Below are 20,810 nucleotides of genomic sequence, written 5' to 3'. Positions count from 1 at the left end.
AACTTCTACGGGATTTTGGATAATTAAAGGCAATTACACCATCCTTGATCCTAAGATGTTTGAGGTAAATTACTTAAAGGATTTGGCCTTATCCAAAGCCTCATTAATATGCTTTAGGATATACTCTTCTTCCAGTACTAAGAACATTTCATTCTTCTCAAAATCCTTTTTGGTTTCTTCGTTTATTCCAGAGAGGATCACTTTTATTCCCTTGGCCCTATAGGATTTTATGATCTCCTTTAAGCTTTGATATCCGGTGGCATCGATCAAGGGAACATAACGCATCCTAATTATAATGACCTTTGGTTGTAGGTGGGTATTGGATATGGTTTCCTGAAATTGCCGGGCTGCACCAAAAAACAAAGGTCCGTTAATTTCATATAACAGCACGTTTTTGGGGAGCTCCAACAATTCATCGTCGAACAAATGTTCGCCGTTAATATTATCCGCAGTGATTTTTTCGACCAAGACGGATTCGCTCATCCTTTTCATAAACATAAAACTGGAAAGCACTATCCCAATTTCAATAGCTATCACTAGATCAAAAATGACCGTTAGGAAGAAGGTGCTCAAAAGAATGATGATATCCATTCTATTTCCCTTTAAAATGGATCTAAATTGTCGCCATTCGCTCATATGATAGGCTACCACCATTAATATTCCGGCCAGACAGGAAAGGGGGATCAACTTGGCGTAGGGGGCAAATAATAGCATAATGGATAAGAGCACCAATGCATGTACAATGCCCGCAATTGGCGTTCTGCCCCCATTCTTTACATTGGTGGCAGTTCTTGCAATGGCCCCAGTAGCAGGGATGCCCCCAAAGATGGCAGAGCATATGTTGGCAGCGCCCTGTGCTATCAATTCCATATTGGAACGATGTTTACCGCCTATCATAGAGTCCGAAACCACAGCAGACAGCAGGGATTCTATACCGCCCAATAAGGCGATGGCAAAAGCGGGTTGGATGAGCGACTTCACGGTAGCGTAATCCACATTGGGAAGGCTGGGCATGCTCAAATGATTTGGGATCTCCCCAAAGTTGCTTTCAATGGTATCCACAGGAATCCCGAAAATCTGGACCACAATAGTGGACAATAGGATGGCCACTATGGAACCTGGAATTTTCTTGATCAACTTTTGGAAATAAAGGGTAATGATCACCGTTCCGGCAGCGATGGCAATGGCATACCCGTTGATCTTGTCGATGTTTTCAAAATATACCACCCATTTATCCATAAAGTCGGCCGGTACTTTGGCTATTTGAAGTCCGAAGAAATCATTGATCTGGGAGGAAAAAATAATCAGGGCTATACCACTGGTAAATCCAACGATCAGGGAATAAGGAATAAATTTTAATAAGTTTCCCAAGCGGGCCAGTCCCAGGCCAATGATGATAAATCCGGCCATAAAAGTGGCTATGGTAAGCCCATTAACCCCAAATTCCTGAACAATTCCGTATACGATTACGATAAAAGCTCCCGTGGGGCCTCCAATTTGGACCCTACTGCCCCCAAATGTAGAAATGATTATCCCGGCAATAATAGCCGTAACGATTCCTTTTTCCGGCGATACTCCGGAAGCTATGGCAAAGGCGATTGCCAAAGGAAGGGCTACTATGCCCACAATAAGTCCAGAAAGTACATCTTTTGTAATGGTTTCCTTTGAAATTCCCTCTTTTAAAAGAGAGAACAACTTAGGAATAAATTCTTTGTTCATAGTAGAATCAAATGGTAGTCAAGGGTATTCAGTGAGGTGCTCAAGGTATATTACATTTTATGATAGTAATAAGCGGGAATAAACCTAAGGTGATTTTTTCTTTTGAAATATGACAATGGTCATTTTATATTATGTTAACATCAAATTACCCATATTAAGCAGTTCTATTTTCTATTAGGATTCTGGCGTTGTGGATACCGTGGCCGTTTCGTCTTTTTTGAGGTCTATGGTAAGATAGGAATATGGCTGTGGTACATTTTTCTCTGTGGTACAGTTTGTTTTTTCCCCGTTTACAAATAAAAATTCATGGACACCCGGTATTTTGGCAATCCATTTTATGGTACCGCCATTAACATTATGGGCCGTTGTTTTGGTTTTTCCATAATGTTTTACGCTAATTTTATTGGAGAGTAAGGGAACGTTCATAATTTCTGCCCAATCATTTTTTTTATCGAGTCGGGAAAGGCTTATAAATCCATTGGTGGCAGCATCCGCGTCAATGCCCATTAAACCTCTGGTGATATGCTCAATTACGGTATAGGAATTCTCTGGATAGGCCCTTCTAGGGTTTAAGGGACTGCACAAATTAATGATCATCTTGTTGGCCAGCGCAGCTTTGTTGTTTTCATAGAATATGATGGGCAAATAAGACTTTAATTCCACAATTAATTTACCGAAATGGGTTTCGTATTTCCCAACCAGATCCAATATTTTGGAATCGTCCTGGATGGCATCAAAATAAAAGAGATAATGTAGAAAAGCCTGATCTTCACCTACCATAAAATAATCGAAGTTACCGTCATCATAAAGTATAGAGCGGTATTCTTTCCTTTCGGGATCCCACCAATACCGATCTAGGAATTCCTGCTCTTGACGGGCCTTTTCGGCATATTTTTCGGACTGGGGCAAATCATTCCTAAGCTTTAACATCTCGGAGTAGGACTTATATGCGGCTACAATGGAGGCGGACATATCTATTCCCAACAAAGTTTCTCCCCGGCCACCTTCGTTGTATGTAGGAATGCCCCGCTTGTTTCCAAACCTGCTTTTTTCAGGATTCTCTGGTGCATGTAGGGAGCGACTTCGGTTTAAGATCTTGTCCCAACCCAATTCCCATCGGTCTACGTATTCATTAAGACTAAGTTCATAGAAATTAATGAGATCAGGATTATCAAGGTACTCCTTGTTTCCTGTCCATTTATAAAGTCGGAAGGCGTTATAGGTTACATCAAAGTTGGCGGGCAGGTTGTACCAAAAATCCTTGTCATTTTCGTAGTCTACCGGAGCAGGTTTATCATATCTATTGATTTCCCAATAGCTACAGTAATCCTTTTCTTCACTAATGTTTTGGGCGAATTTCAGGAACATATTTAAATTATGTTTCCCCAATCCCAATATTTCCGCACCTATCGCTTGATGGGAAACATCCCTCATGCAAAACGCTTCACGGTCAGGTAATGCAGCCTCATACCAGTACCCAACCGGGTCATCATTGTCATGGGCGTAGGACAGGGCTTTGTTCTTAGCCCAGCTGAAAGCCTTGTCCAATTCCTTGTTGGAAGAATTGAATAACAACTCTCCAGTATTAATTTGGGTCGGTTTTTTCTCGGTTTCTTTTTTACAACTGCCGAGCATAACCGTTAAAAGCAATAAAAGGTAGTATGTGGAAGTTTTGGTTATTTCCATGGTGTGGATTTTATTCATTGGATCAGCTTGATGGTTTAGGATCCATATTTTTTAAAAATAAACAATTACGGATTTGCCATTTCAATAGCAGTGCTCCTAACATTGATTTACCTGTTTTTGTTTTTCATTTCGGCTCTTCTCATCGGCATAACGTCAATGGCTGCAAAAAGTTCCGTTGTTGAAAGTACTTTAGTCTTTTCTAGTTTTATGCCCCCGTCCAAGCCTATCAAAATCACCTTAAAGTGCTCCTTATTGTTTACAAATTTATCAAAAAGAGCAGGAGAACTAATCGATTCGATATCTTTTCCTTTAATCTGGTAATCCGTCAATTTATACCTATCCGGCAAAACCTGATAGACTATAATTTTTCTTTCCTTGAATTCCTTGGGAAGACTATTGAATTTGGTAATTTGTTCTTGATATGTTCTGGAATCCTCATTCTGGGACGCGATTATAACAACTCGATTTTCCCATTGGTGTTTTTTTAGATCCTGTGCATAGGTATAATTCATAATCAAAACTCCTATTAGAAGAAGGCTGGTACGTATTATGCTATTTAGAGTTTTTACAACCATTTCTTCTTTCTAAAATAGATCAACATTCCAATGGCAATAACAATGATTACCCCCCACATGATAAAATAACTGTATTTATAATGTAGTTCCGGAACAACATCAAAATTGGTCCCGTAAATACCAGCAATAAAGGTGAGCGGTATAAAAATTACCGAAAACACGGTCAGGAATTTCATGATGTCGTTCAGCTTGCTGCTTATAGTGGTGTGATAAATATTTAATTGGTCGGACAGTATTTCCCTATAGCTATCCGAAGAATCGCTAGCGTGATTTATGTTGTCCTGTAGTTCCTTAAAATGCATTTCGGTACTTTCCGTAATATAATCCGATTCCATTTTGGCAAGGCTCAAAATCACTTCCTTGGCAGGTTTAATATTCTTTCTCAAGAAATTCAATTCCCGTTTGTAGGAGTTGATTTCCCCTATAATCTCCTGCTTGGGTTCTTGTAGCAGGCTTTCTTCAAGGGTTTCAATTTTTTCGCCCAGAACCCCAATAATGTAGATGTAGTTGTCTATTACAATATCCAGCAAGGCAAATAACAGATAATCCGTACCCCCGTTCCTAATTCTTCGTTTCTGTTTTCGGATCCGTTCCCTGACCGGTTCAAAGACATCCCCTTTGGTTTCCTGAAAGGAAATAAGAATGGATTCGGTGAGTATCAAACTCAGGTTTTCAACATTTATGGTATCGGAATTGGGGGCTTGTTGCAGCATCTTTATGGATATAAATATGCAATTGTCATACTCCTTGATCGTGGGCCGTGCCTGGGTATTCAGTACATCGGCCAAAACCATTCGGTCAAAATTGAACTCTTTTGCAATGCCTTCAATAACTTCGGTGTTGTGCAGTCCATCTATGTTAAACCAGGTAACCGTGTTCTTTTCCTGATACTTCAGAACATCTTTTACCGTCTTAATGGTTTCTTCAGCGAGGCTATTGGCATCAAAATCGATTATACGAAGTAGTACTTCATTTATTTTTTTATCTCCCCGGAAGATAAGTTCATCCGGTGCGGTTCCTATTTCTTCCTTCGATTTCTTTAAGAATCTTGCCATGTTTAAATTTTTGTTGATCACATGTTTCTGGATTATTTTGGTTCATGTTCCTGAACCTGGCTATTCGTTTTTGGGTATTATCTCAGTATGGCCCGACTTAAAATGCAGGTCCATCTGGGGAAAGGGTATAACAATTTTGTTTTCACTGAATTTCCGGTTGATGATCTTTCTGATATCACTTTTCACCTTCTCTATCCTAAATACATTTTCGCTAAAAAAAAGCACCTCAAAATCTAGGGAGGAATTGCCAAAGTTTACGAAGCGGCCCTCTATGGTTTTACCGTCCTCAAAATCGGGATGTTCCAATACACTTTCCTCCAATATTTTTACCACCAGATCAACATCACTCCCATAAGCCACCCCAACACCGATCTTGAAACGCGTCTTTTTCTTCTGGTGGCTCCAGTTGATGACCTTGTTGGTGGTGATCAAGGAATTGGGGATGATGATGGATATGTCGTTCCTGTTGAGTCCCCTTGAGGTTCGCAATCCAATTTCTTGGATTTCAACAATATCCCCATCTATTTCCAGGATGTCGTTTATTTTGATCGACTTCTCCGAAAGCAAAATTATGCCTGAAATTATGTCGTTGAAGGTTTGCTGCAATCCCAATCCAACCCCAACCAAAAGCGCCGCCGAACCGGCTAAAAATAAGGTCAACTTAATGCCTACGGATTCCAGTATAAAACCAATGGCAATGACCCATATTACATATTTAATAATTTGATACAGCGCATAGGTATTTCCTGTATCAAAATGTACCCCCTTATAACGGCGAAACAGGGCTTTTTTTATTAGCTGCACTATCACCTTGGTGATCAGTAAAATTAAAAGTATAATGACAAGGCTGTACACTTTAACTTTATAATCGCCAATACTGATCAGATTAAAATCCAATAATTTACTTAGTGTATCCATTTCATTGCTTTAGGGCCACCAAATGCCTTGCCAAGAAGTTATAGCTTGAGCAGGGGGAGGGTAGGAGCGTTGCTATTATTCTATTGAAATATAGTGAAATCCCTTGAACTATCCGCAGAAAAACGAGTACCAAAGGTAGAATTTTGCGACATTTCATGATGTCAATTTATACCTTGTTGAATAACGATAATATTTATTAGTGAAACTCAATTTTGAGAAGTCAGTAAGACGCACTTAAAATTGCAAGTTGAACTAATCCCGCCTTTTTCGGCGGGATCTATGTTCAATACCTCGACCCTAGGGTCGATTCCTATTATTGGCTTCAGGGCCTGCCTTTGTCGGTAGACAGGCTTGCCCTGAGGTTTAATACCTTTTATTTCCCCTGTTATTTATTGTAGGTAACCATGCAGATGAAAAGGCTTAAAAACCAGTACTTAGGAGGTCGTTATTAATTTTTAAGTGGGCTGTCCAGATCGGGCACAATGCTACCCTTGGCTATATCCACATCAATATAGGCCTGTAAATCCCGAAGGGAAACCACTTTAAAATTCTGATCGGATAAATACTGCAGATATTCCCTAAACAACTTTGGCGGTGTATTTACCCAAGGATGTTCCACATCGGGCACACCGTGCAGGGTAATCACCACGATCTTTCCGTTTTTGGCCTCTTCCAGAGCACTAATAATTTCATTTTTGTTATCCGCATTGGTTGCCCAACTGGGTATAAGAAAGGGATGATCCGTTAATGGGTCGTACGCCCTGTTGCCACCGGCTCGTGCGAAGGCGTATTCCTTTTTTTGTAAATATTCAAGGGCATTGGCATTTAGTCCGTAACCGGGATAGGCAAAGTTTTGGGGTTTCTGGATCCCAAGGGAATCACATTTGTTTTCAATATATTCCAACTCAGCATTAAACTCGGATTGTGTGAGTTTGCTTACATTGGCATGGGTGTGGGTATGATTGGCCACTTCAAAACCCATTTTGTCCAAAGCCTTGATTTGGCGCCAATTCATATAGAGGGTACTATCTTTATGATTCGGAGGAAATTCGCACACAAAAAAGGTAGCACCAAAACCGAAATCCTTTAGCAGTGGGGCTACTACGGAATATTGACTGGCAGGGGCATCATCAAAGGTGAGTACCACTAATTTGTCCGGTATTTCCTTTTTTAGGATTTGGGAATAGCCGATGGTGACTATAAAAAGAATAAAAACGAAAGGGATACATTTTTTCATTAAGGGATATGTCTTGACTAAATTTAGGGGTTTTTATTCAGTGTCCCTACCTAATCAATTATACCAAACAGCATAACGCTCCCGCCTAAGTTCCAAGGCCAGACCTTCCTCTATTTCCAATGCTTCGGCTCTGGTCAATACGGGATCTATATGATTATAAAGACTAGGCCTTAGGTATAGACCATATTTTTGCACGATGTCGGACGACAATTTATGTCCCTTCATATTTCTATATCCGGTCTTGTGCTGTTCAAATCGCTCTTTGGGTGTCTTGGACGTCATGCCTACGTATAGACATTCCAGTACACCGTTAAATTGCGGATTGGCGGCCCTAAACTTCGCGTTCTCTGTAAAAACGCGTTTGGAAAGTTCCACAACATAGACTCGGTAGAGGGTTTTGGACATGTTTTTATATAGATATTTGGATGTAAACTAAGTAAAATTCAGATTAATTTAAAGGCAAATTATCCATGTTGTCCCCTAATTACCAAATTTTTTCCGAATTTTAGGGGAATAAAGTGCAAATAGAGTCTATTGCGAATCCAAAAAAAACAATCTAAAACCATGAAAAAAGAACCAAACAAGCCCTTACCACTTACTCGAAGATCTTTTATTAGTAAAACAGGCGTTGCCGCAGCCGGAATTACTATACTCCCGAGCAACGTAATATCGGGATTGGGACATAAAGCGCCCAGTGATAAATTGAATATAGTTGGGGTAGGAGTAGGAAGTATGGGGTTTGGCAACCTAAGAAATTTAGAGAGCGAAAATATTGTTGGATTGTGTGACGTGGATTGGAAATATGCAAAAAATTGTTTTGATCACTTTCCAAAAGCCAAGAAATACAAGGATTTTAGGGTGATGTATGACGAGATGGGCAACGACTTTGATGCTGTTCTGGTAGCCACGGCCGATCATACCCACGCCATTGTTGCAGCAGATGCCATGGTACGTGGAAAACACGTTTATGTACAAAAACCGCTTACACATTCCGTATATGAATCCAGGTTACTGACCAAGTTGGCCAAGAAGTATAAGGTGGCTACCCAAATGGGAAATCAAGGGGCATCCGGAGAGGGAGTGGCCCAAACCTGCGAATTAATTTGGAGCGGTGCCATTGGGGATATAACCAAAGTTGAATCCTTTACGGATAGGCCTATCTGGCCACAGGGAGTGAATCCACTGGCCCAAGGACAATGGGTTCCAGATACCTTGGACTGGGATTTATTTACCGGGCCTGCAGAATTGATTCCCTACAATCAGGTGTACCACCCATGGAACTGGCGCGGATGGTGGAATTACGGTACAGGTGCCTTGGGAGATATGGCCTGCCATATTCTGCATCCCGTATTTGAAGCCCTAAAATTAGGCTATCCTACCAAAGTTCAGGGAAGTTCCTCCCTACTCTTAAGGGACAGTGCCCCAACGGCACAGTCCGTCCAAATGACCTTCCCGGAAAGGGGCAGGAAAGGCAAGATTAAACTGCCAGAAGTAGAGGTTAACTGGTACGACGGAGGTATAAAGCCAGATCTACCGGCCAACTGGCCTAGTGGCAAAAACCCTAACAAGTCGGGCGGAGGTACTTTCTTCTACGGTACCAAAGGAATTATACATGCCGGATGTTATGGATTGGAACCGGAAATACTGGGTAGGGAACTACCCAAAGTAGCTGAGACGGAGCGCAGGGTAGAGAAGGAGATGGGGCTCAGTTGGGGTAAAGGAGCACATGAAATGGATTGGGTTAGGGCCTGTAAGGAAAGCCCGGAGAATCGCAAACCTTGTACATCCGATTTTTCAGAAGCTGGTCCCTTTAACGAAATGGTCGTTATGGGAGTGTTAGCCGTTAGGTTGCAATCCTTAAACAAAATTTTGAACTGGGATGGAGAGAATATGAGGTTTACGAATATAGGACAGGACGAGACCATTAAAACCGTAATCCGCGATAATTTTGTAATGAAGGACGGTCGTCCCAAATTTGAAAAAGAATGGACAGAACCCTATTCTGCTAGTGAGTTTGCCGCAGAATTAATTAAGCATACGTATCGGGAAGGTTGGAAATTACCGGACATGCCAGGCATAGAAAGTAAATTTTAATGTTTATAGAAAAGGGAATGGGTGGAAGCTGGTTCCCTTTTTTAATGGGCATTGTTCATTTACCTGGCAAGTTCGTTTAAAATATACTTTTGAGACCTGCCATGGTATCCTTGTAAAGAATACTACTTCATGGAATGTATTCCTATCATATTCCCTTCGGTATCAGTGGCAAGAACCATGGCGCCATATTCTCCTAGGGACACTTTGGACTTCATTACTTTTCCACCTGCACCTTTAATCCTGGATTCCTCTACACTACAGTCCTCGCTCATAAAATATACAATGGTGCTATTGTTGCCTGCCTTAAATCCATCCATTTTTACCAAGGCTCCTGAGGCACTGTTCTTGGATTCCATATTGGAGGGGAAAAATAACATTTTCATATTGTCTTCGGCAGAAGGCGGCATGGGCATTTCACTCAGCTCAAGTTGAAATACGGCTTCGTAGAATTTTTTGGCCCGCTTTAAGTCATCAACATAAATTTCGAACCAAACCACTGGGTTTACATTTTTCATAATTATATTATTTAATATTTGATAATACTTCCAAGGTTATTAACGATGTTCTAAATGCATGGGGCATGGTTCATAAATCTTGGTCTAACTAATATATCAAAAAATGCCCAAACTCTTAAATTTGAGCCAGCATTCTTACCCGAGCTAGATTTGGGGTATTATTTTTAATCGACAGATTGAAGTGAATAGGCAAGAGCCAATGGTTAGTAAAGAGTAGTCAGTTTTCAGTAAACAGTAATCAGAAAACAGTAGCAGTGATCGGTCAACTCTAATCAGGGATGTTCAGGGCTAGGAACCAAGAGTCTAGAGTCCAGAGTAAGGACAAATAGTAGTCTTGCTTCTAGGTTCTTGTAGCGGAGCGGTCTAGTTGCTAATTCCCTTATCTACCAAATTTAACGATCACAACCAATGATTTGCCCTTTTGTAATTTTTATAACCAATAATTTGGTATCTTTATTTGGCTGGTGGTCATGGTTATATGGCCTAAAATGAGTCCTTATACCTTTACTAGTTCCCAGCTTTAACCAATTTTTACCTCCCCCATCCTAAAACAGAGAAATTATGCCACTATTCATGGATCGACATTATATTGAAGGAGCCACTCCTGAAGAGGTGGCCAAAGCCCATCATGAAGACATGAAAATCCAATCAAGGCATCATTGCAAGGCATTGACCTATTGGCATGATGAAGAAAAGGGTGTGGCGTTTTGTCTTATAGAAGCCCCTTCTGCCGCTGCCGTGCGCGGGATGCACAAGGAAGCCCACGGCCTTATACCCAACCAGATTATTGAAGTGGATGGATCGGCAGTAGCCCAATTTCTGGGCCGGGTTATAGACCCCGAAAAGGAAGACGGCAAACCCATGACCGAGAGTCCATTTAGGGCTATTATGTTTATAGATATGGTGAGTTCAACAGATATTACCAAAGCTTTGGGAGATGCCAAGGCATTGGATTTAGTTCATACCTATAGGAACGTGGTAAGAAAGGCCCTTGTTGATCATGGGGGGCGAGAAGTGGATAGGGCAGGGGATGGATTCCTGACCAGTTTTAGATCTGCCTATATGGCCTCGGTCTGTGCGGTGGAAATACAGCGCCAATTATCCAAATTCAATGAATCGCGTGAGGATGGGATTCTGCTCCAGGCAAGGATTGGGATTGGGGCGGGAGAACCAGTCCAGGATGGGGATGCACTATTTGGTTCAACAGTGAACCTCGTGGCCCGTATCTGTAGTTATGGAAATTCGGGACAAATTATTAGCGCCAAGGTGGTAAAAGACCTCTGTATTGGAAAAGATATTTCCTTTAAGTCGCTTGGTCCGCAAATGCTAAAGGGCTTTGATGAACCTGTTGATCTGGAACTTATAGAATGGTGAGATGCTGGTTGGCGGTAAACAGTTGTCAGTATTCAGTAATCAGGGGGTAATAGTTAGTAAATAGTGACTAGTAATCAATTGTCAGTATTCAGGAGACAATAGCCAATTGCCAAAAGTCTCGAAACTGGAGCCAAGACAAACTAGAGTCAAGAGTCTAGGTTCTGGTAGCTCAGCAGTCCAGAATCTTTTTAGATCATGTTTGTAGTCCAAAGAAGTTCCCTCCCCATAATTTAAACGTACTTACAATTCTGATGAATTATTTGTACTTTTTCATTGCAAAACCAAAACCACTCAGTTGAACCTAGTTAATAAACCACTTTCAATGTGGCCTAATTTTTCCAAAGGTCCATTTTACTTTCTCCTAGTGTTGATATGTTTCCTTGGTGGGACCGTGTTTTCCATAGCACAGCAGGGGGAGGTTGGAGGGGAAAGGGCTACTATTCGGAACCAGATTGGGCTACGGCACGATAATGATTTCATATTGCTCACGGATCGGTATTATACCGCTGGACTATTCTTAACGTATAGGCACCGGCTGGAAAAGGGATTATTTAATTCCGAAAACGAACAGTTAACTTTTTCCCTTGGTCAGGAAATTATAACTCCATCCTATCTTATTACTGAAGACGTCCAACTATTGGACCGTGCCTATGTAGGGTTCTCGGCACTTAGGTCCGGATGGTCCCATGTGGGCCGTAACAGTTTAATAGAGGCAAATTTTCTTTTAGGGTTGGCAGGTAAGGCTTCGGGAGCAGGTAGTTTGCAAAGATGGTACCATCATTCCGTTATGAAGACAGAAACCCCTACCTGGGTGGGGGAAATGGAAAATAGTGTTCATTATAATCTGTACACCAGATACCTCTACGAATGGCAATTGGTACCCAATCCCTTTAGTATTCACATTGCAACACAGTCCCAATTTGCCTTTGGTACGAGGGATATCTATGTACATCCGGAGTTGGTGGCCTATTTTGGAAGGAGAAATCCCTTATCCGCTAGCATAGCGCACAACCAAATTGGATCTACGGACAGTGAGATCTTCTTTGCCCTTCGTGGGGGATATCGCTTGGTAGGTCATAATGGACTGTTGGAAGGCAATGCCTTGGGAGATGATTCCGTGTTATTGGTTGCTTCCAATACTACAGTAGTATATGCCGGTTTTGATTTTCAATGGCGCTATGGACGAAACGATTATTGGGTAGGGGTACGATATAATTCTCCGGAGTTTGAAGGTGCCAGATCCCATCAGTATGTAATACTTTCATATACCAGGGGATTCTAAAGGCTGTCGGGAGTATTGAGAAGTTAGTGTAGAGTATTGAGTAGGCAGTAATCAGTGGGCGGTAAGTATTTAGAGCCAATAGGCAAGAGCCATTAGCCAATAGTACGGAGCCTAGAGTCTAGAGACTTGAGCCAAGAGTCAGTGGCCAGTATTCAGTATTCAGTAGGCAGTGGCTGAATCTATTTAAATTTCAAAGTTTAATGTTCTAGGTCTTTACGGAGATTGAGCCTGCCTATCGGCTGACAGGCGGTGTCGAAATCGAAGTATTGGTTGGTGAGTAGTAATTTGGCAGTAAACAGTAGCGTAGAATCTAGAGTCTAGAGCTGGGACAAAAATAGAGTCAAGTATTTAAACTCTTGTAGCGAAGCGGTCCAGTTTCCGATATGTTTACCCATTAAAATCAATTTGCCGATACGGGCTCAGGGAATTTTCTCATGGGGGAATAACGCTTATAGCTATCAAAAATTTCGGGATCGGGACCTACAATTCGTGGGTCGTTGGATTTTTTCAATTCGCTCAAGAATTCGGTTTTCAGGGCTTTTTCCATCTTTTTAAATAACGGTGTTCCCGATAAATTTTTTAAACAAGAAGGATCTTGCTGCACATTGTAAAGTTCAAATTCAGGACGTTTTTCAACCGCTAAATCGAAATAGGGCATAATTTCTATTTCTTCTCGATGCTCTATTAAATAGGTCTTTGTTGGGCAATCATCAATATCGGTATAGGCACTGCCGTTAATGTAGGTATTGTTTTTGTCCAGTCCGTGAATTGGAAGCAATTGCGTGCTATCATTTTCTGCAAACTTTTGAGGAGCACCTGCTGGCCACCTTTCGGGTTTCATGTTCCATATAAAAAGATAATCTCCTTTTCTAACAGACCTTTGGGGATAACCCCAATTTAAATATCTGGACGAGGAGTGGCGTTCCCTACCGGAATATACAGCTCTTTCCGTTTTTGACAAGACTCCATTTTCCTTTGACTGCAACAGATTCAGGATGCTTTTTCCAGTAATGGGGAGCATTCCTTTGGGAGAGGTATTCGTTATTTCTAGAATAGTAGGTGCCAAATCAATAAATCCAATGGGATCTTCCACAACCCTATTTCCTGGAAATTTCTTTGGATAACGAACTGCAAAAGGCACATGTACTCCATATTCATAACTGTTGGCTTTTGCACGGGGAAAAGGCATACCATTATCGGCAGTGACGATTACAATGGTGTTTTCCAATTCCCCAATTTCCTCCATATATTCCAGCATTCTTTGAAGATGAAGATCAAACCACTCAATTTCAACCGCATAATCCAATAAATCTCCCCGTATTTCCTTATTATCGGGAAGAAATTCGGGTACCTCTACATCCTCTAATTTTTTGGACATATTTTTCCATGAACCTTTTTCGTAAGTTCTATGTGGTTCAACACCGCCATACCAGAAAAAAAATGGCTTGTCCTTTTTAATGTTCTCTACAAAATACCTGAAATTACCAAAGTAATTGGTCTTGCTGATGCCCTTGGCAAATCGCTCATCATTATGTTCTTCATATTTAAGGTTGCTATGCGAAACTCCGGCAGCATCATTTTTTCGCCAAAGCGAGTCTTCTTCAGTGCGGGCGTATTGGAAAGGACCAACTCCTTTTCCGGTTCTTCCGGTTGCATATCCATTTTTCTTAAGCAAATCCACAAAGGGTACATACTTCTTTAACCATGCGGAGGCATGTTGTCCTGCCTGTTCATTTTGCCAATGGTGTCTGCCCGTAATAATGGCGCTTCTGGAAGGCGCACATCCCGGAGAACCGGCATAAGCGTTGGAAAAATATACCCCCTCGCGGGCCACCCTATCAAAGGCAGGCGTATTGACAAAGTTGGACCCTTGGTAACTAGTGTGGAAAAATGATTGGTCATCACTAATGGCAAAAAGAATATTGGGACGGTCCTGGGCATAAGCGTTAAATCCCAAGCCCGTGTTCAATATTGCCGTTAAACAAAATGCTATCCGAAATATCATACCTTTTTACTGTTCAATTCTTTCTTTACACTGGCCGCTTTGTCCATATCCGAACCTAGTAACCATATTCTTAGCGTCTTTTCGGCCAATTTAATATTAAGATGAGTTCTGTTTCTAAATCCCGGTTCAAAGGGGACCGTCCAAAAAAATGGAATATAACTCAACAGGGAAAGCAACCAGCCTTTGTTTAATTGGACCGACTTTAAACTGCCATAGGCATAGCTGCCATTATTCTTTGGAGTTAGCTGATCCACAATTTCGAACATATCTTTTTGAAGGTTAATATCCAATTTTGGACTATTCCTTAAAGTAATTGTTTCGTTCATGTTCTATATAGGATTTAATGGTGAAGGTGGACTTTTACGAATCACACGAAGAATTGGCTTTAATTTCGAGTCGCACAAGGATCTGGCTGTGATTTATTTTATAAAATACCCGGATACCTTCCATTGGTCACCATCCTTCATCTGGGTAACGGTCTCTATGCTTTCATTTTTATTTTCAAAGGAGGTTTTAAATTGGATAACGATATACTCCCCATCAGGCGCTCCTGGTAGTGTTGTATGGTATTCCGATGAAATTACGTCCCTGCTGATTACTTCTCCCAGGGGAGGCACAATACCACTTAACTGTTGCGTCCATTGTTCCTTTGTAACCGCTCTTTGAAAAAGGGAAGCCGCATTATCCCAACTTTGGGAATAATCATTGTCATAAATTAAAACCAGCCATGCCTTGGCATCATTGACTATCTCTTCTTTGTGTTCCTTGGACACCGTGGTCTCTGCTTTAGCATCATCAACCTTCTCATTCTTCGTATTGGATTTACAGGAGATTAGCCCTGTTAGCACTAAAAATAGAAGGTATTTGTACATAGATTTTTTCATAGTGGTATTATCGTTTGGTCGTCTATTTGTATAAGACTAGTGGTGTCCTCGGTGACGACACAAGTTTCGCACTAGTGTTGTTATATAATAGCTTAAATGTAGTGAATTTTATGTTTTGAAAAAGGCAGGAATATTTATAAGTATGGATGGTGGTTGTTAGTAGCTTGTACTGGCTAAGGCCATGTCTTATTTTGTTTTGGCACGAGCAGAAGGCTCGCGCCAACTAGCGAGGTCACCCACTATATTTTATGCATTGGTCATTACCTCTTTTTCCAATCGTTTTTTAAATATCTTAAAGCATCTTCCAAAGCTTTTTTTGACGATTTGGGGTTGAAATCCAATTCTTTTCTTGATTTACTAATATCGTAATCTTGTTTTAAGTTATAAAACATGTCTAGGTAATGTCTTTGAAGTATAGGTTCCTTTCCGGTAATTTTACTACTAAACTCCATTAAACCGGCAACAGAGTACAATAGACATTTGGGTACTTTTTTAGGTATCCTTAATTTTAGTTCAGGGTATAATTCGGATGCTATTTTTACACTTTCTTGTAATGTGGTATGTTTCTCGTTCGATAAAATATAACGCTCGGCATTGCTACCTTTTTTCATTGCGTTAAATGTGCCTAAGGCCACATCTTTTACATCCACCCAATTCAAGGTTATATTGGTGTCTACAGGTATTTCGCCATTTAATACTTGTAGTACAAGCTTATTGGAATAACTTAATTTATGTGCTTCCGGGCCAATCATGGCAGAAGGTAGCACCAAAACGGTTCTTATGCCATATTTTTCTCCCAATTCCAATGCCAATTTATCCGAGTCATTTTTGGAATTATAGTACCAATTTCTTCTATCCTTGTTGTATCCGTTATCTACATTGGCAGGTAATTTTGTAAAATCCAGACTGGCTACGGAACTTACGTACACAATATTCTTTACGCTACATTCTTTGGCAATATCAAATACGTTTTGAGTTCCCTGCATATTATTATCATAAATTTCAGTTTTGGGATTCTTGGCCCACATACTAAAATTTGCTGCTACGGCATATAGGTTCGTGACTCCTATAAATGCTTTTTTTAAGGATTCCCTATCGGTAATATCCGCTTGTACAACTTCACAGTTGAGACCTTTAAAAGATTCTTGGTCGTTAATGTTTCTTATGGTGGTCCTTACCTTTATATTTTCGGAAAGTAAGAGTCTAACTAAGTTGTTTCCTAAATGTCCGTTTCCACCCGTTACCAATGAAATTTCGTTGCTCATGCTTATATCTTTTGTTTGAGCAAATTTCTATGGTTTTCAAGGATTGGAAAATAACATTTGTTAGAAAGCGATTTGTTTACGTATACGGCTCAGGGATTGTGGTTCCATGCCTAAAAAAGAAGCGATATTTTCTATGGAAACATTTAAGGCCAATTTTGGATATTGATCTACAAACTTTAAGTAACGTTCTTTGGCCGTTAAAATTTGAAAATCTCTGACTCGTTCCAATTTACAATTTAGGTGCTCATTGGTAACCTCTTTTACTACAGTCTGCCAAAAATCGGTTTCGTTTTGTAAAAGGTCAAAATCGGGTTTGGAAATTTTTATAAGGCTACATTTTGTAATGGTTTCGTAATAATCCATTGAAATAGTTTCCGTCATAAAACTTTCCAAAGAAGTAAAGAAATCGTTCTCACTTACAAGATGCTGCACCACCATTTTCCCATCAATATTCTGATAGCCTTTTACAAATCCATCACTTAAGAAGTAAATATAGCGTTCTACGTTTCCAGCTTTTAAAAGATGGGTCTGCGCAGGGACTTCTTCATAAACCAAGTGCTTTTTAAGTAAATCAACATCGTTTGGAGTCAAAGAAACTCTCGATTTTATATAGGCTAATAAATTCTCCATGGTTGTTTGCTAATGGTATAGGACAATTTAAGATGAATGTTGATCCTATCGCTTTCAAAAATCTAAGATAGTAAATCCCTTTGTACGTTGTGTTTAGTAAACCCTACTATACATTCTTTTACTCGATAATCGAAATTCAATTGACTAATCGCTGGCTCGAGCATCTCCGCCGTCAGGCAGGCGTAGTCGAAATTGAAGTAGGGGAGGACATAAAGTCGGGCACCATTGTGAGCTTATCTATCGTCAGTTCGAGTGAAATGGCAGTAGCCATTTTGTATCGAGAACTGGTTATGTGTAGTTAGTATACTTCTCGATACAATTTTATTTCGGTGCTCTTCATAGAATCACTCGAAGTGACGTCGTGACGGGCCTGTCTGCCGATAGGCAGGCTTGAATTGACGAGCAGGCGACAGCCAATTAGCACCCAGAACGAGACTAGAGATAAAAGCCGATTACCAAAAGAAGGTAGTCGGTCCAGATAGTCCAGTTAATTGAACCTTATGGTCAATTGTTCATGATTCCAATCAATTATGACAATTTATTATCCTATAGCCTTATTGGCAATCTCGTAATCCTTTTTCCGGTCGCCATAAAAATAGCATTGCAAAGTGCTGGTATGAACGGGGGAACAGGGGGTTCCCCAACTCCTGTGGGTTTTTCCTCATTTTCTACAAAATGTACCGCCGTATTGATGGGGGCATCCTCCATCCGGGCCACAAGATAGTTGTTGAAATTTTCCTCCATAACGGCCCCATTTTTCACATTTATCTCACTTTTTAAGGCCAAACTGGCACCAAAGGCAGCACCTCCCTCAAATTGCGCCCTTATTCTATCCGGATTGACTGGTACTCCACAATCTATGGCAAAGTGTACCATTGGTATTTTAATATTGTTGTTGTCATCTACCTCCACTTCCACTACGCAGGCTACATAAGTAAGAAAGCTTCGATGGGCAGCAAACCCCATTCCTTTGCCTTTAGGAAGGCTTTTGCCCCAACCTGATTTTTCTTTTACCAATTGTATTACTTGCTTAAGGCGATGGGTATCACATGGGTACTCTTCCAATGTAACGTTATAATTGTTGAACCCTTCCACTTGGGCCGCAAAATCGATTTTACGATCGCTGCCCAATAGATCCAGCATGTTGTCTATGGGATCCATCTCTCTGGCCTTGGCCACCTGATCTACTATAGAACCTATGGCAAACGCATGGTTGATATTGTGGACAGATCGCAGCCACCCAATCCTTATCTGCGCTTTTGCATCCAAGGATTCACAGGATATATTATCAATTTCGAAGGGCATGTCCAAAACTCCCATGCACAATTCGTCCGATGAAGGCCCTTTGGCATCGGCGCTGGCCGTACCTGAAATGGATGGAAAAGCCGTACGGTGCACCCAGGAAGTGACCTTATTGTTTTTGTCGATACCAACTTTTATATGTTGTGCGCAATTGGAATGGTAAAAATCGTGCTGAATATCGTCTTCCCTGGTCCATAACAATTTTATGGGCGTATTCATTTCTTTTGAGATCAAGGCAGCTTCCACTACAAAATCGGGTTTGGATTTACGGCCGAAGGCACTTCCTAATAGGGTAACGTTAATGGTAACTTCGGATTCCTCAATGCCCAAGGCAGCGGCGACTGCCTGCCGTACCCATTGTGGCGACTGTACGGGTGCCCATATTTCACAGGTTCCATCTGCATTGTAACGCGCAACGGCACAAGGGGTTTCCATAGGGGAATGGGCCAAGTGTGGTACCAAAAAATCGGACTCTATGACTTTGGCAGCTTCTTTTAAAGCTTTGGTTGCCGAACCCTGTTGTCTTTTCACCTGCCCTTCTTTCTGTACGGATATTTGCATTTGTTGCATAAAGGCGTTGGAGTCATAGGAAGCATTTATGCCCTTATCCCAAACCACTTCCACCGTATCCAGTGCCTTTAATGCTGTCCAGGTATTGTTGGCCACCACTACAATACCCCCCAACGGGGCATTATAGCCCATAGGAAATGCGGTTGACTCCATTTTATATACTTTGGAGACACCTTCAATAGCAGTGGCCATATCGCTGTTGAACGATTTTATTCCAGCCCCAGCCTCTGGATTTCTTTTTATGACCGCGACCTTGAGATCTGGAATCTGTACATCCAGTCCATAGACTGCCTTCCCTGTTACGATATCCTCTAGATCATAGATAACCGTTTCCTTGGAAATAAATTTAAAATCTTTGGAGTCCTTTAAAGTAATTTCATTTTCCTCTGGAATGGGCAAGGCACCGGCTTTTTCGGCCAAATATCCGTAGCCCAAACTTTTTCCCGAACTGTGGACTATTTCATGATTTACGGCACTACATTCAGAAATATCTACTTGCCATTCCTGGGCCGCTGCCTGCATCAACATTAATTTCACCGTAGCGCCGGCTATCCTTAAAGGTTGATAAAACATTCTAACGCTATAGGAGCCGTCCGTATTTTGATCTCCATATTTTACATCTCCAACAGCCTGTATTATTTTTACTTTGGTCCAATCGGCTTCCATTTCATCGGCCATGACCAAGGGTAGGCTTGTTCTAATACCAGTGCCCATTTCCGAGCGGTGGGCAATGAGTTGCACCTCCCCGGTTCCCAAAATCGTGATATATACGTTAGGAGCAAAGACAGCGTCTTCCCGACCGGTTAAAAAGGCATTCTTATCTTGCTTGCACCCCAAAGGAACGCCAAGGATCAAACCAGTGCTGCCCAAGGCCCCAATTTTCACAAAATCTCTTCTACTAACTTTAAACAGTTTATTATTGGAAGGGTTAGGTTTCATATTACACATTGTTTTTAGCAGCGTTCTTAATGGCACTTCTAATTCGGATATAGGTTCCACAGCGACAAATATTGCCGGACATAGCTTGTTCTATGTCTGCGTCCGAAGGATTTCCGTTTTGTTCCAATAATGCAATGGCCGACATGATTTGGCCACTTTGGCAAAATCCACATTGGGGAACGTTCTCAGCAATCCATGCTTTTTGTACAGGGTGAAGTCCATCTTTTCCGACCCCTTCAATGGTGGTAATAGCTTTATCGTTGATAGCGGAAATTGGTAGACTGCAGGACCTAACTGCCGTACCGTCCAAATGGACCGTACAAGATCCACATACGGCTATTCCACAACCGTATTTGGTTCCGGTCAGCCCCAATTGATCACGAAGCGCCCATAATAATGGGGTGTCGGGAGCGCATTCAATTGATACCTTTTGGTCATTGATGTTTAAGGTAAATTTTTCCATGGGCAATATCATTATATGTTTAATAACCATATGGCGACATGCAATTGGATAGGCTTTTAAAGCCTTTTGTTTGGTTCTAAAAGGTTGATTTAGAATAGTTTTGCCCCATATTAAGCATCAAGGTAATAAATAAATCAATTGCTCAGATCGGAATGTATAATATATTTGGTAGACAGGCATCTTGCTTTTGCTGTCCTTTTATGGAACGGCGGGGCTTAAGGTTTAAGGTTCAAAGTTTAAAGATCAAGGTTCCAGGTTTCCATTTTCAGGGTATTAACCGGAGATTTAGCCTGCGTG

Annotated in this window: 18 protein-coding genes; 3 read left to right on the top strand and 15 right to left on the bottom strand. The window is 41.1% G+C overall.

What is annotated here, in order from left to right; translation table 11 throughout:
* Positions 1 to 69: 69 nt before the first annotated feature.
* From BUA60_RS10420 to BUA60_RS10390, 7 genes are all read right to left on the bottom strand, one after another.
* Entirely contained in the window at positions 70 to 1,719 is a 1,650-nt protein-coding gene (locus tag BUA60_RS10420) for a SulP family inorganic anion transporter (RefSeq protein WP_072861727.1), read from the bottom strand.
* Positions 1,720 to 1,893: 174 nt separating this feature from the next.
* Positions 1,894 to 3,405, bottom strand: coding sequence for a hypothetical protein (locus tag BUA60_RS10415; protein WP_072862055.1), 1,512 nt, complete (start codon positions 3,403 to 3,405; stop codon positions 1,894 to 1,896).
* Positions 3,406 to 3,512: 107 nt separating this feature from the next.
* Complete coding sequence (locus BUA60_RS10410) at positions 3,513 to 3,917, bottom strand: DUF4174 domain-containing protein (RefSeq protein ID WP_178346988.1); 405 nt, start codon at positions 3,915 to 3,917, stop codon at positions 3,513 to 3,515.
* A 53-nt stretch (positions 3,918 to 3,970) separates the two neighbouring features.
* Positions 3,971 to 5,035 carry a magnesium/cobalt transporter CorA gene (gene corA / locus BUA60_RS10405; RefSeq protein WP_072861725.1) on the bottom strand — a complete coding sequence of 355 codons (1,065 nt, stop codon included), beginning with the start codon at positions 5,033 to 5,035 and terminating at the stop codon, positions 3,971 to 3,973.
* Positions 5,036 to 5,095: 60 nt separating this feature from the next.
* The gene (locus BUA60_RS10400; protein WP_072861724.1) at positions 5,096 to 5,953 is read right to left on the bottom strand and encodes a mechanosensitive ion channel family protein; all 858 of its coding nucleotides are present in this window, start codon (positions 5,951 to 5,953) and stop codon (positions 5,096 to 5,098) included.
* Between the two features lie 448 nt (positions 5,954 to 6,401).
* The gene (locus BUA60_RS10395) at positions 6,402 to 7,190 is read right to left on the bottom strand and encodes a polysaccharide deacetylase family protein (RefSeq protein ID WP_072861723.1); all 789 of its coding nucleotides are present in this window, start codon (positions 7,188 to 7,190) and stop codon (positions 6,402 to 6,404) included.
* Positions 7,191 to 7,244: 54 nt separating this feature from the next.
* Positions 7,245 to 7,595, bottom strand: a complete 351-nt coding sequence (locus BUA60_RS10390; RefSeq protein ID WP_072861722.1) for a GIY-YIG nuclease family protein — start codon at positions 7,593 to 7,595, stop codon at positions 7,245 to 7,247.
* A gap of 159 nt (positions 7,596 to 7,754) precedes the next feature.
* Between BUA60_RS10390 and BUA60_RS10385 the strand changes: the two genes are divergently transcribed.
* The gene (locus BUA60_RS10385) at positions 7,755 to 9,284 is read left to right on the top strand and encodes a Gfo/Idh/MocA family protein (protein ID WP_072861721.1); all 1,530 of its coding nucleotides are present in this window, start codon (positions 7,755 to 7,757) and stop codon (positions 9,282 to 9,284) included.
* Between the two features lie 122 nt (positions 9,285 to 9,406).
* On the opposite strand, the gene BUA60_RS10380 is transcribed toward BUA60_RS10385, so the two are convergent.
* The gene (locus tag BUA60_RS10380) at positions 9,407 to 9,799 is read right to left on the bottom strand and encodes a VOC family protein (RefSeq protein WP_072861720.1); all 393 of its coding nucleotides are present in this window, start codon (positions 9,797 to 9,799) and stop codon (positions 9,407 to 9,409) included.
* A gap of 561 nt (positions 9,800 to 10,360) precedes the next feature.
* On the opposite strand from BUA60_RS10380, the gene BUA60_RS10375 reads away from it, so the two are divergent.
* Both BUA60_RS10375 and BUA60_RS10370 read left to right on the top strand, forming a co-directional pair.
* Positions 10,361 to 11,173: a nickel-binding protein gene (locus BUA60_RS10375; protein ID WP_072861719.1), complete on the top strand. Its 813-nt coding sequence runs from the start codon at positions 10,361 to 10,363 to the stop codon at positions 11,171 to 11,173.
* A gap of 295 nt (positions 11,174 to 11,468) precedes the next feature.
* On the top strand, positions 11,469 to 12,455 hold the full coding sequence (locus BUA60_RS10370; RefSeq protein ID WP_143153171.1) for a lipid A deacylase LpxR family protein: 987 nt from the start codon (positions 11,469 to 11,471) through the stop codon (positions 12,453 to 12,455).
* A gap of 400 nt (positions 12,456 to 12,855) precedes the next feature.
* Here BUA60_RS10370 and BUA60_RS10365 read toward each other — a convergent pair whose 3' ends face one another.
* The 7 genes from BUA60_RS10365 to BUA60_RS10335 all read right to left on the bottom strand — a co-directional run bounded on the left by BUA60_RS10365 (position 12,856) and on the right by BUA60_RS10335 (position 20,513).
* Positions 12,856 to 14,460: a sulfatase family protein gene (locus tag BUA60_RS10365; protein ID WP_084532559.1), complete on the bottom strand. Its 1,605-nt coding sequence runs from the start codon at positions 14,458 to 14,460 to the stop codon at positions 12,856 to 12,858.
* A complete protein-coding gene (locus tag BUA60_RS10360) occupies positions 14,457 to 14,786 on the bottom strand; it encodes a hypothetical protein (protein ID WP_072861717.1) in 330 nt (109 codons plus the stop codon). Before BUA60_RS10360 ends, BUA60_RS10365 begins: the two co-directional genes overlap by 4 nt.
* Before the next feature lie 93 nt (positions 14,787 to 14,879).
* Positions 14,880 to 15,344, bottom strand: a complete 465-nt coding sequence (locus tag BUA60_RS10355; RefSeq protein ID WP_143153170.1) for a DUF4019 domain-containing protein — start codon at positions 15,342 to 15,344, stop codon at positions 14,880 to 14,882.
* A 260-nt stretch (positions 15,345 to 15,604) separates the two neighbouring features.
* Positions 15,605 to 16,609, bottom strand: a complete 1,005-nt coding sequence (locus tag BUA60_RS10350; protein WP_072861716.1) for an NAD-dependent epimerase/dehydratase family protein — start codon at positions 16,607 to 16,609, stop codon at positions 15,605 to 15,607.
* 60 nt (positions 16,610 to 16,669) lie between these two features.
* Complete coding sequence (locus BUA60_RS10345) at positions 16,670 to 17,239, bottom strand: Crp/Fnr family transcriptional regulator (protein ID WP_072861715.1); 570 nt, start codon at positions 17,237 to 17,239, stop codon at positions 16,670 to 16,672.
* A 546-nt stretch (positions 17,240 to 17,785) separates the two neighbouring features.
* On the bottom strand, positions 17,786 to 20,050 hold the full coding sequence (locus BUA60_RS10340) for a xanthine dehydrogenase family protein molybdopterin-binding subunit (protein WP_218587921.1): 2,265 nt from the start codon (positions 20,048 to 20,050) through the stop codon (positions 17,786 to 17,788).
* A gap of 1 nt (position 20,051) precedes the next feature.
* Positions 20,052 to 20,513, bottom strand: coding sequence for a (2Fe-2S)-binding protein (locus BUA60_RS10335; protein WP_072862052.1), 462 nt, complete (start codon positions 20,511 to 20,513; stop codon positions 20,052 to 20,054).
* Positions 20,514 to 20,810 lie beyond the last annotated feature (297 nt).

The sequence above is a fragment of the Arenibacter palladensis genome (genome assembly GCF_900129275.1).
Lineage (GTDB): Bacteria > Bacteroidota > Bacteroidia > Flavobacteriales > Flavobacteriaceae > Arenibacter > Arenibacter palladensis.
This window is presented reverse-complemented; position numbering and strand designations above follow the sequence as displayed.

What these genes read in the sequence shown, in the direction of transcription:
- BUA60_RS10335 (WP_072862052.1), bottom strand. Translation starts at nt 20,513, where the DNA reads ATGGAAAAATTTACCTTAAACATCAATGACCAAAAGGTATCAATTGAA.
- BUA60_RS10340 (WP_218587921.1), bottom strand. Translation starts at nt 20,050, where the DNA reads ATGAAACCTAACCCTTCCAATAATAAACTGTTTAAAGTTAGTAGAAGA.
- BUA60_RS10355 (WP_143153170.1), bottom strand. Translation starts at nt 15,344, where the DNA reads ATGAAAAAATCTATGTACAAATACCTTCTATTTTTAGTGCTAACAGGG.
- BUA60_RS10380 (WP_072861720.1), bottom strand. Translation starts at nt 9,799, where the DNA reads ATGAAAAATGTAAACCCAGTGGTTTGGTTCGAAATTTATGTTGATGAC.
- BUA60_RS10420 (WP_072861727.1), bottom strand. Translation starts at nt 1,719, where the DNA reads ATGAACAAAGAATTTATTCCTAAGTTGTTCTCTCTTTTAAAAGAGGGA.
- BUA60_RS10375 (WP_072861719.1), top strand. Translation starts at nt 10,361, where the DNA reads ATGCCACTATTCATGGATCGACATTATATTGAAGGAGCCACTCCTGAA.
- BUA60_RS10345 (WP_072861715.1), bottom strand. Translation starts at nt 17,239, where the DNA reads ATGGAGAATTTATTAGCCTATATAAAATCGAGAGTTTCTTTGACTCCA.
- BUA60_RS10395 (WP_072861723.1), bottom strand. Translation starts at nt 7,190, where the DNA reads ATGAAAAAATGTATCCCTTTCGTTTTTATTCTTTTTATAGTCACCATC.
- BUA60_RS10390 (WP_072861722.1), bottom strand. Translation starts at nt 7,595, where the DNA reads ATGTCCAAAACCCTCTACCGAGTCTATGTTGTGGAACTTTCCAAACGC.
- corA (WP_072861725.1), bottom strand. Translation starts at nt 5,035, where the DNA reads ATGGCAAGATTCTTAAAGAAATCGAAGGAAGAAATAGGAACCGCACCG.
- BUA60_RS10360 (WP_072861717.1), bottom strand. Translation starts at nt 14,786, where the DNA reads ATGAACGAAACAATTACTTTAAGGAATAGTCCAAAATTGGATATTAAC.
- BUA60_RS10350 (WP_072861716.1), bottom strand. Translation starts at nt 16,609, where the DNA reads ATGAGCAACGAAATTTCATTGGTAACGGGTGGAAACGGACATTTAGGA.
- BUA60_RS10400 (WP_072861724.1), bottom strand. Translation starts at nt 5,953, where the DNA reads ATGGATACACTAAGTAAATTATTGGATTTTAATCTGATCAGTATTGGC.
- BUA60_RS10365 (WP_084532559.1), bottom strand. Translation starts at nt 14,460, where the DNA reads ATGATATTTCGGATAGCATTTTGTTTAACGGCAATATTGAACACGGGC.
- BUA60_RS10415 (WP_072862055.1), bottom strand. Translation starts at nt 3,405, where the DNA reads ATGGAAATAACCAAAACTTCCACATACTACCTTTTATTGCTTTTAACG.
- BUA60_RS10385 (WP_072861721.1), top strand. Translation starts at nt 7,755, where the DNA reads ATGAAAAAAGAACCAAACAAGCCCTTACCACTTACTCGAAGATCTTTT.
- BUA60_RS10410 (WP_178346988.1), bottom strand. Translation starts at nt 3,917, where the DNA reads ATGAATTATACCTATGCACAGGATCTAAAAAAACACCAATGGGAAAAT.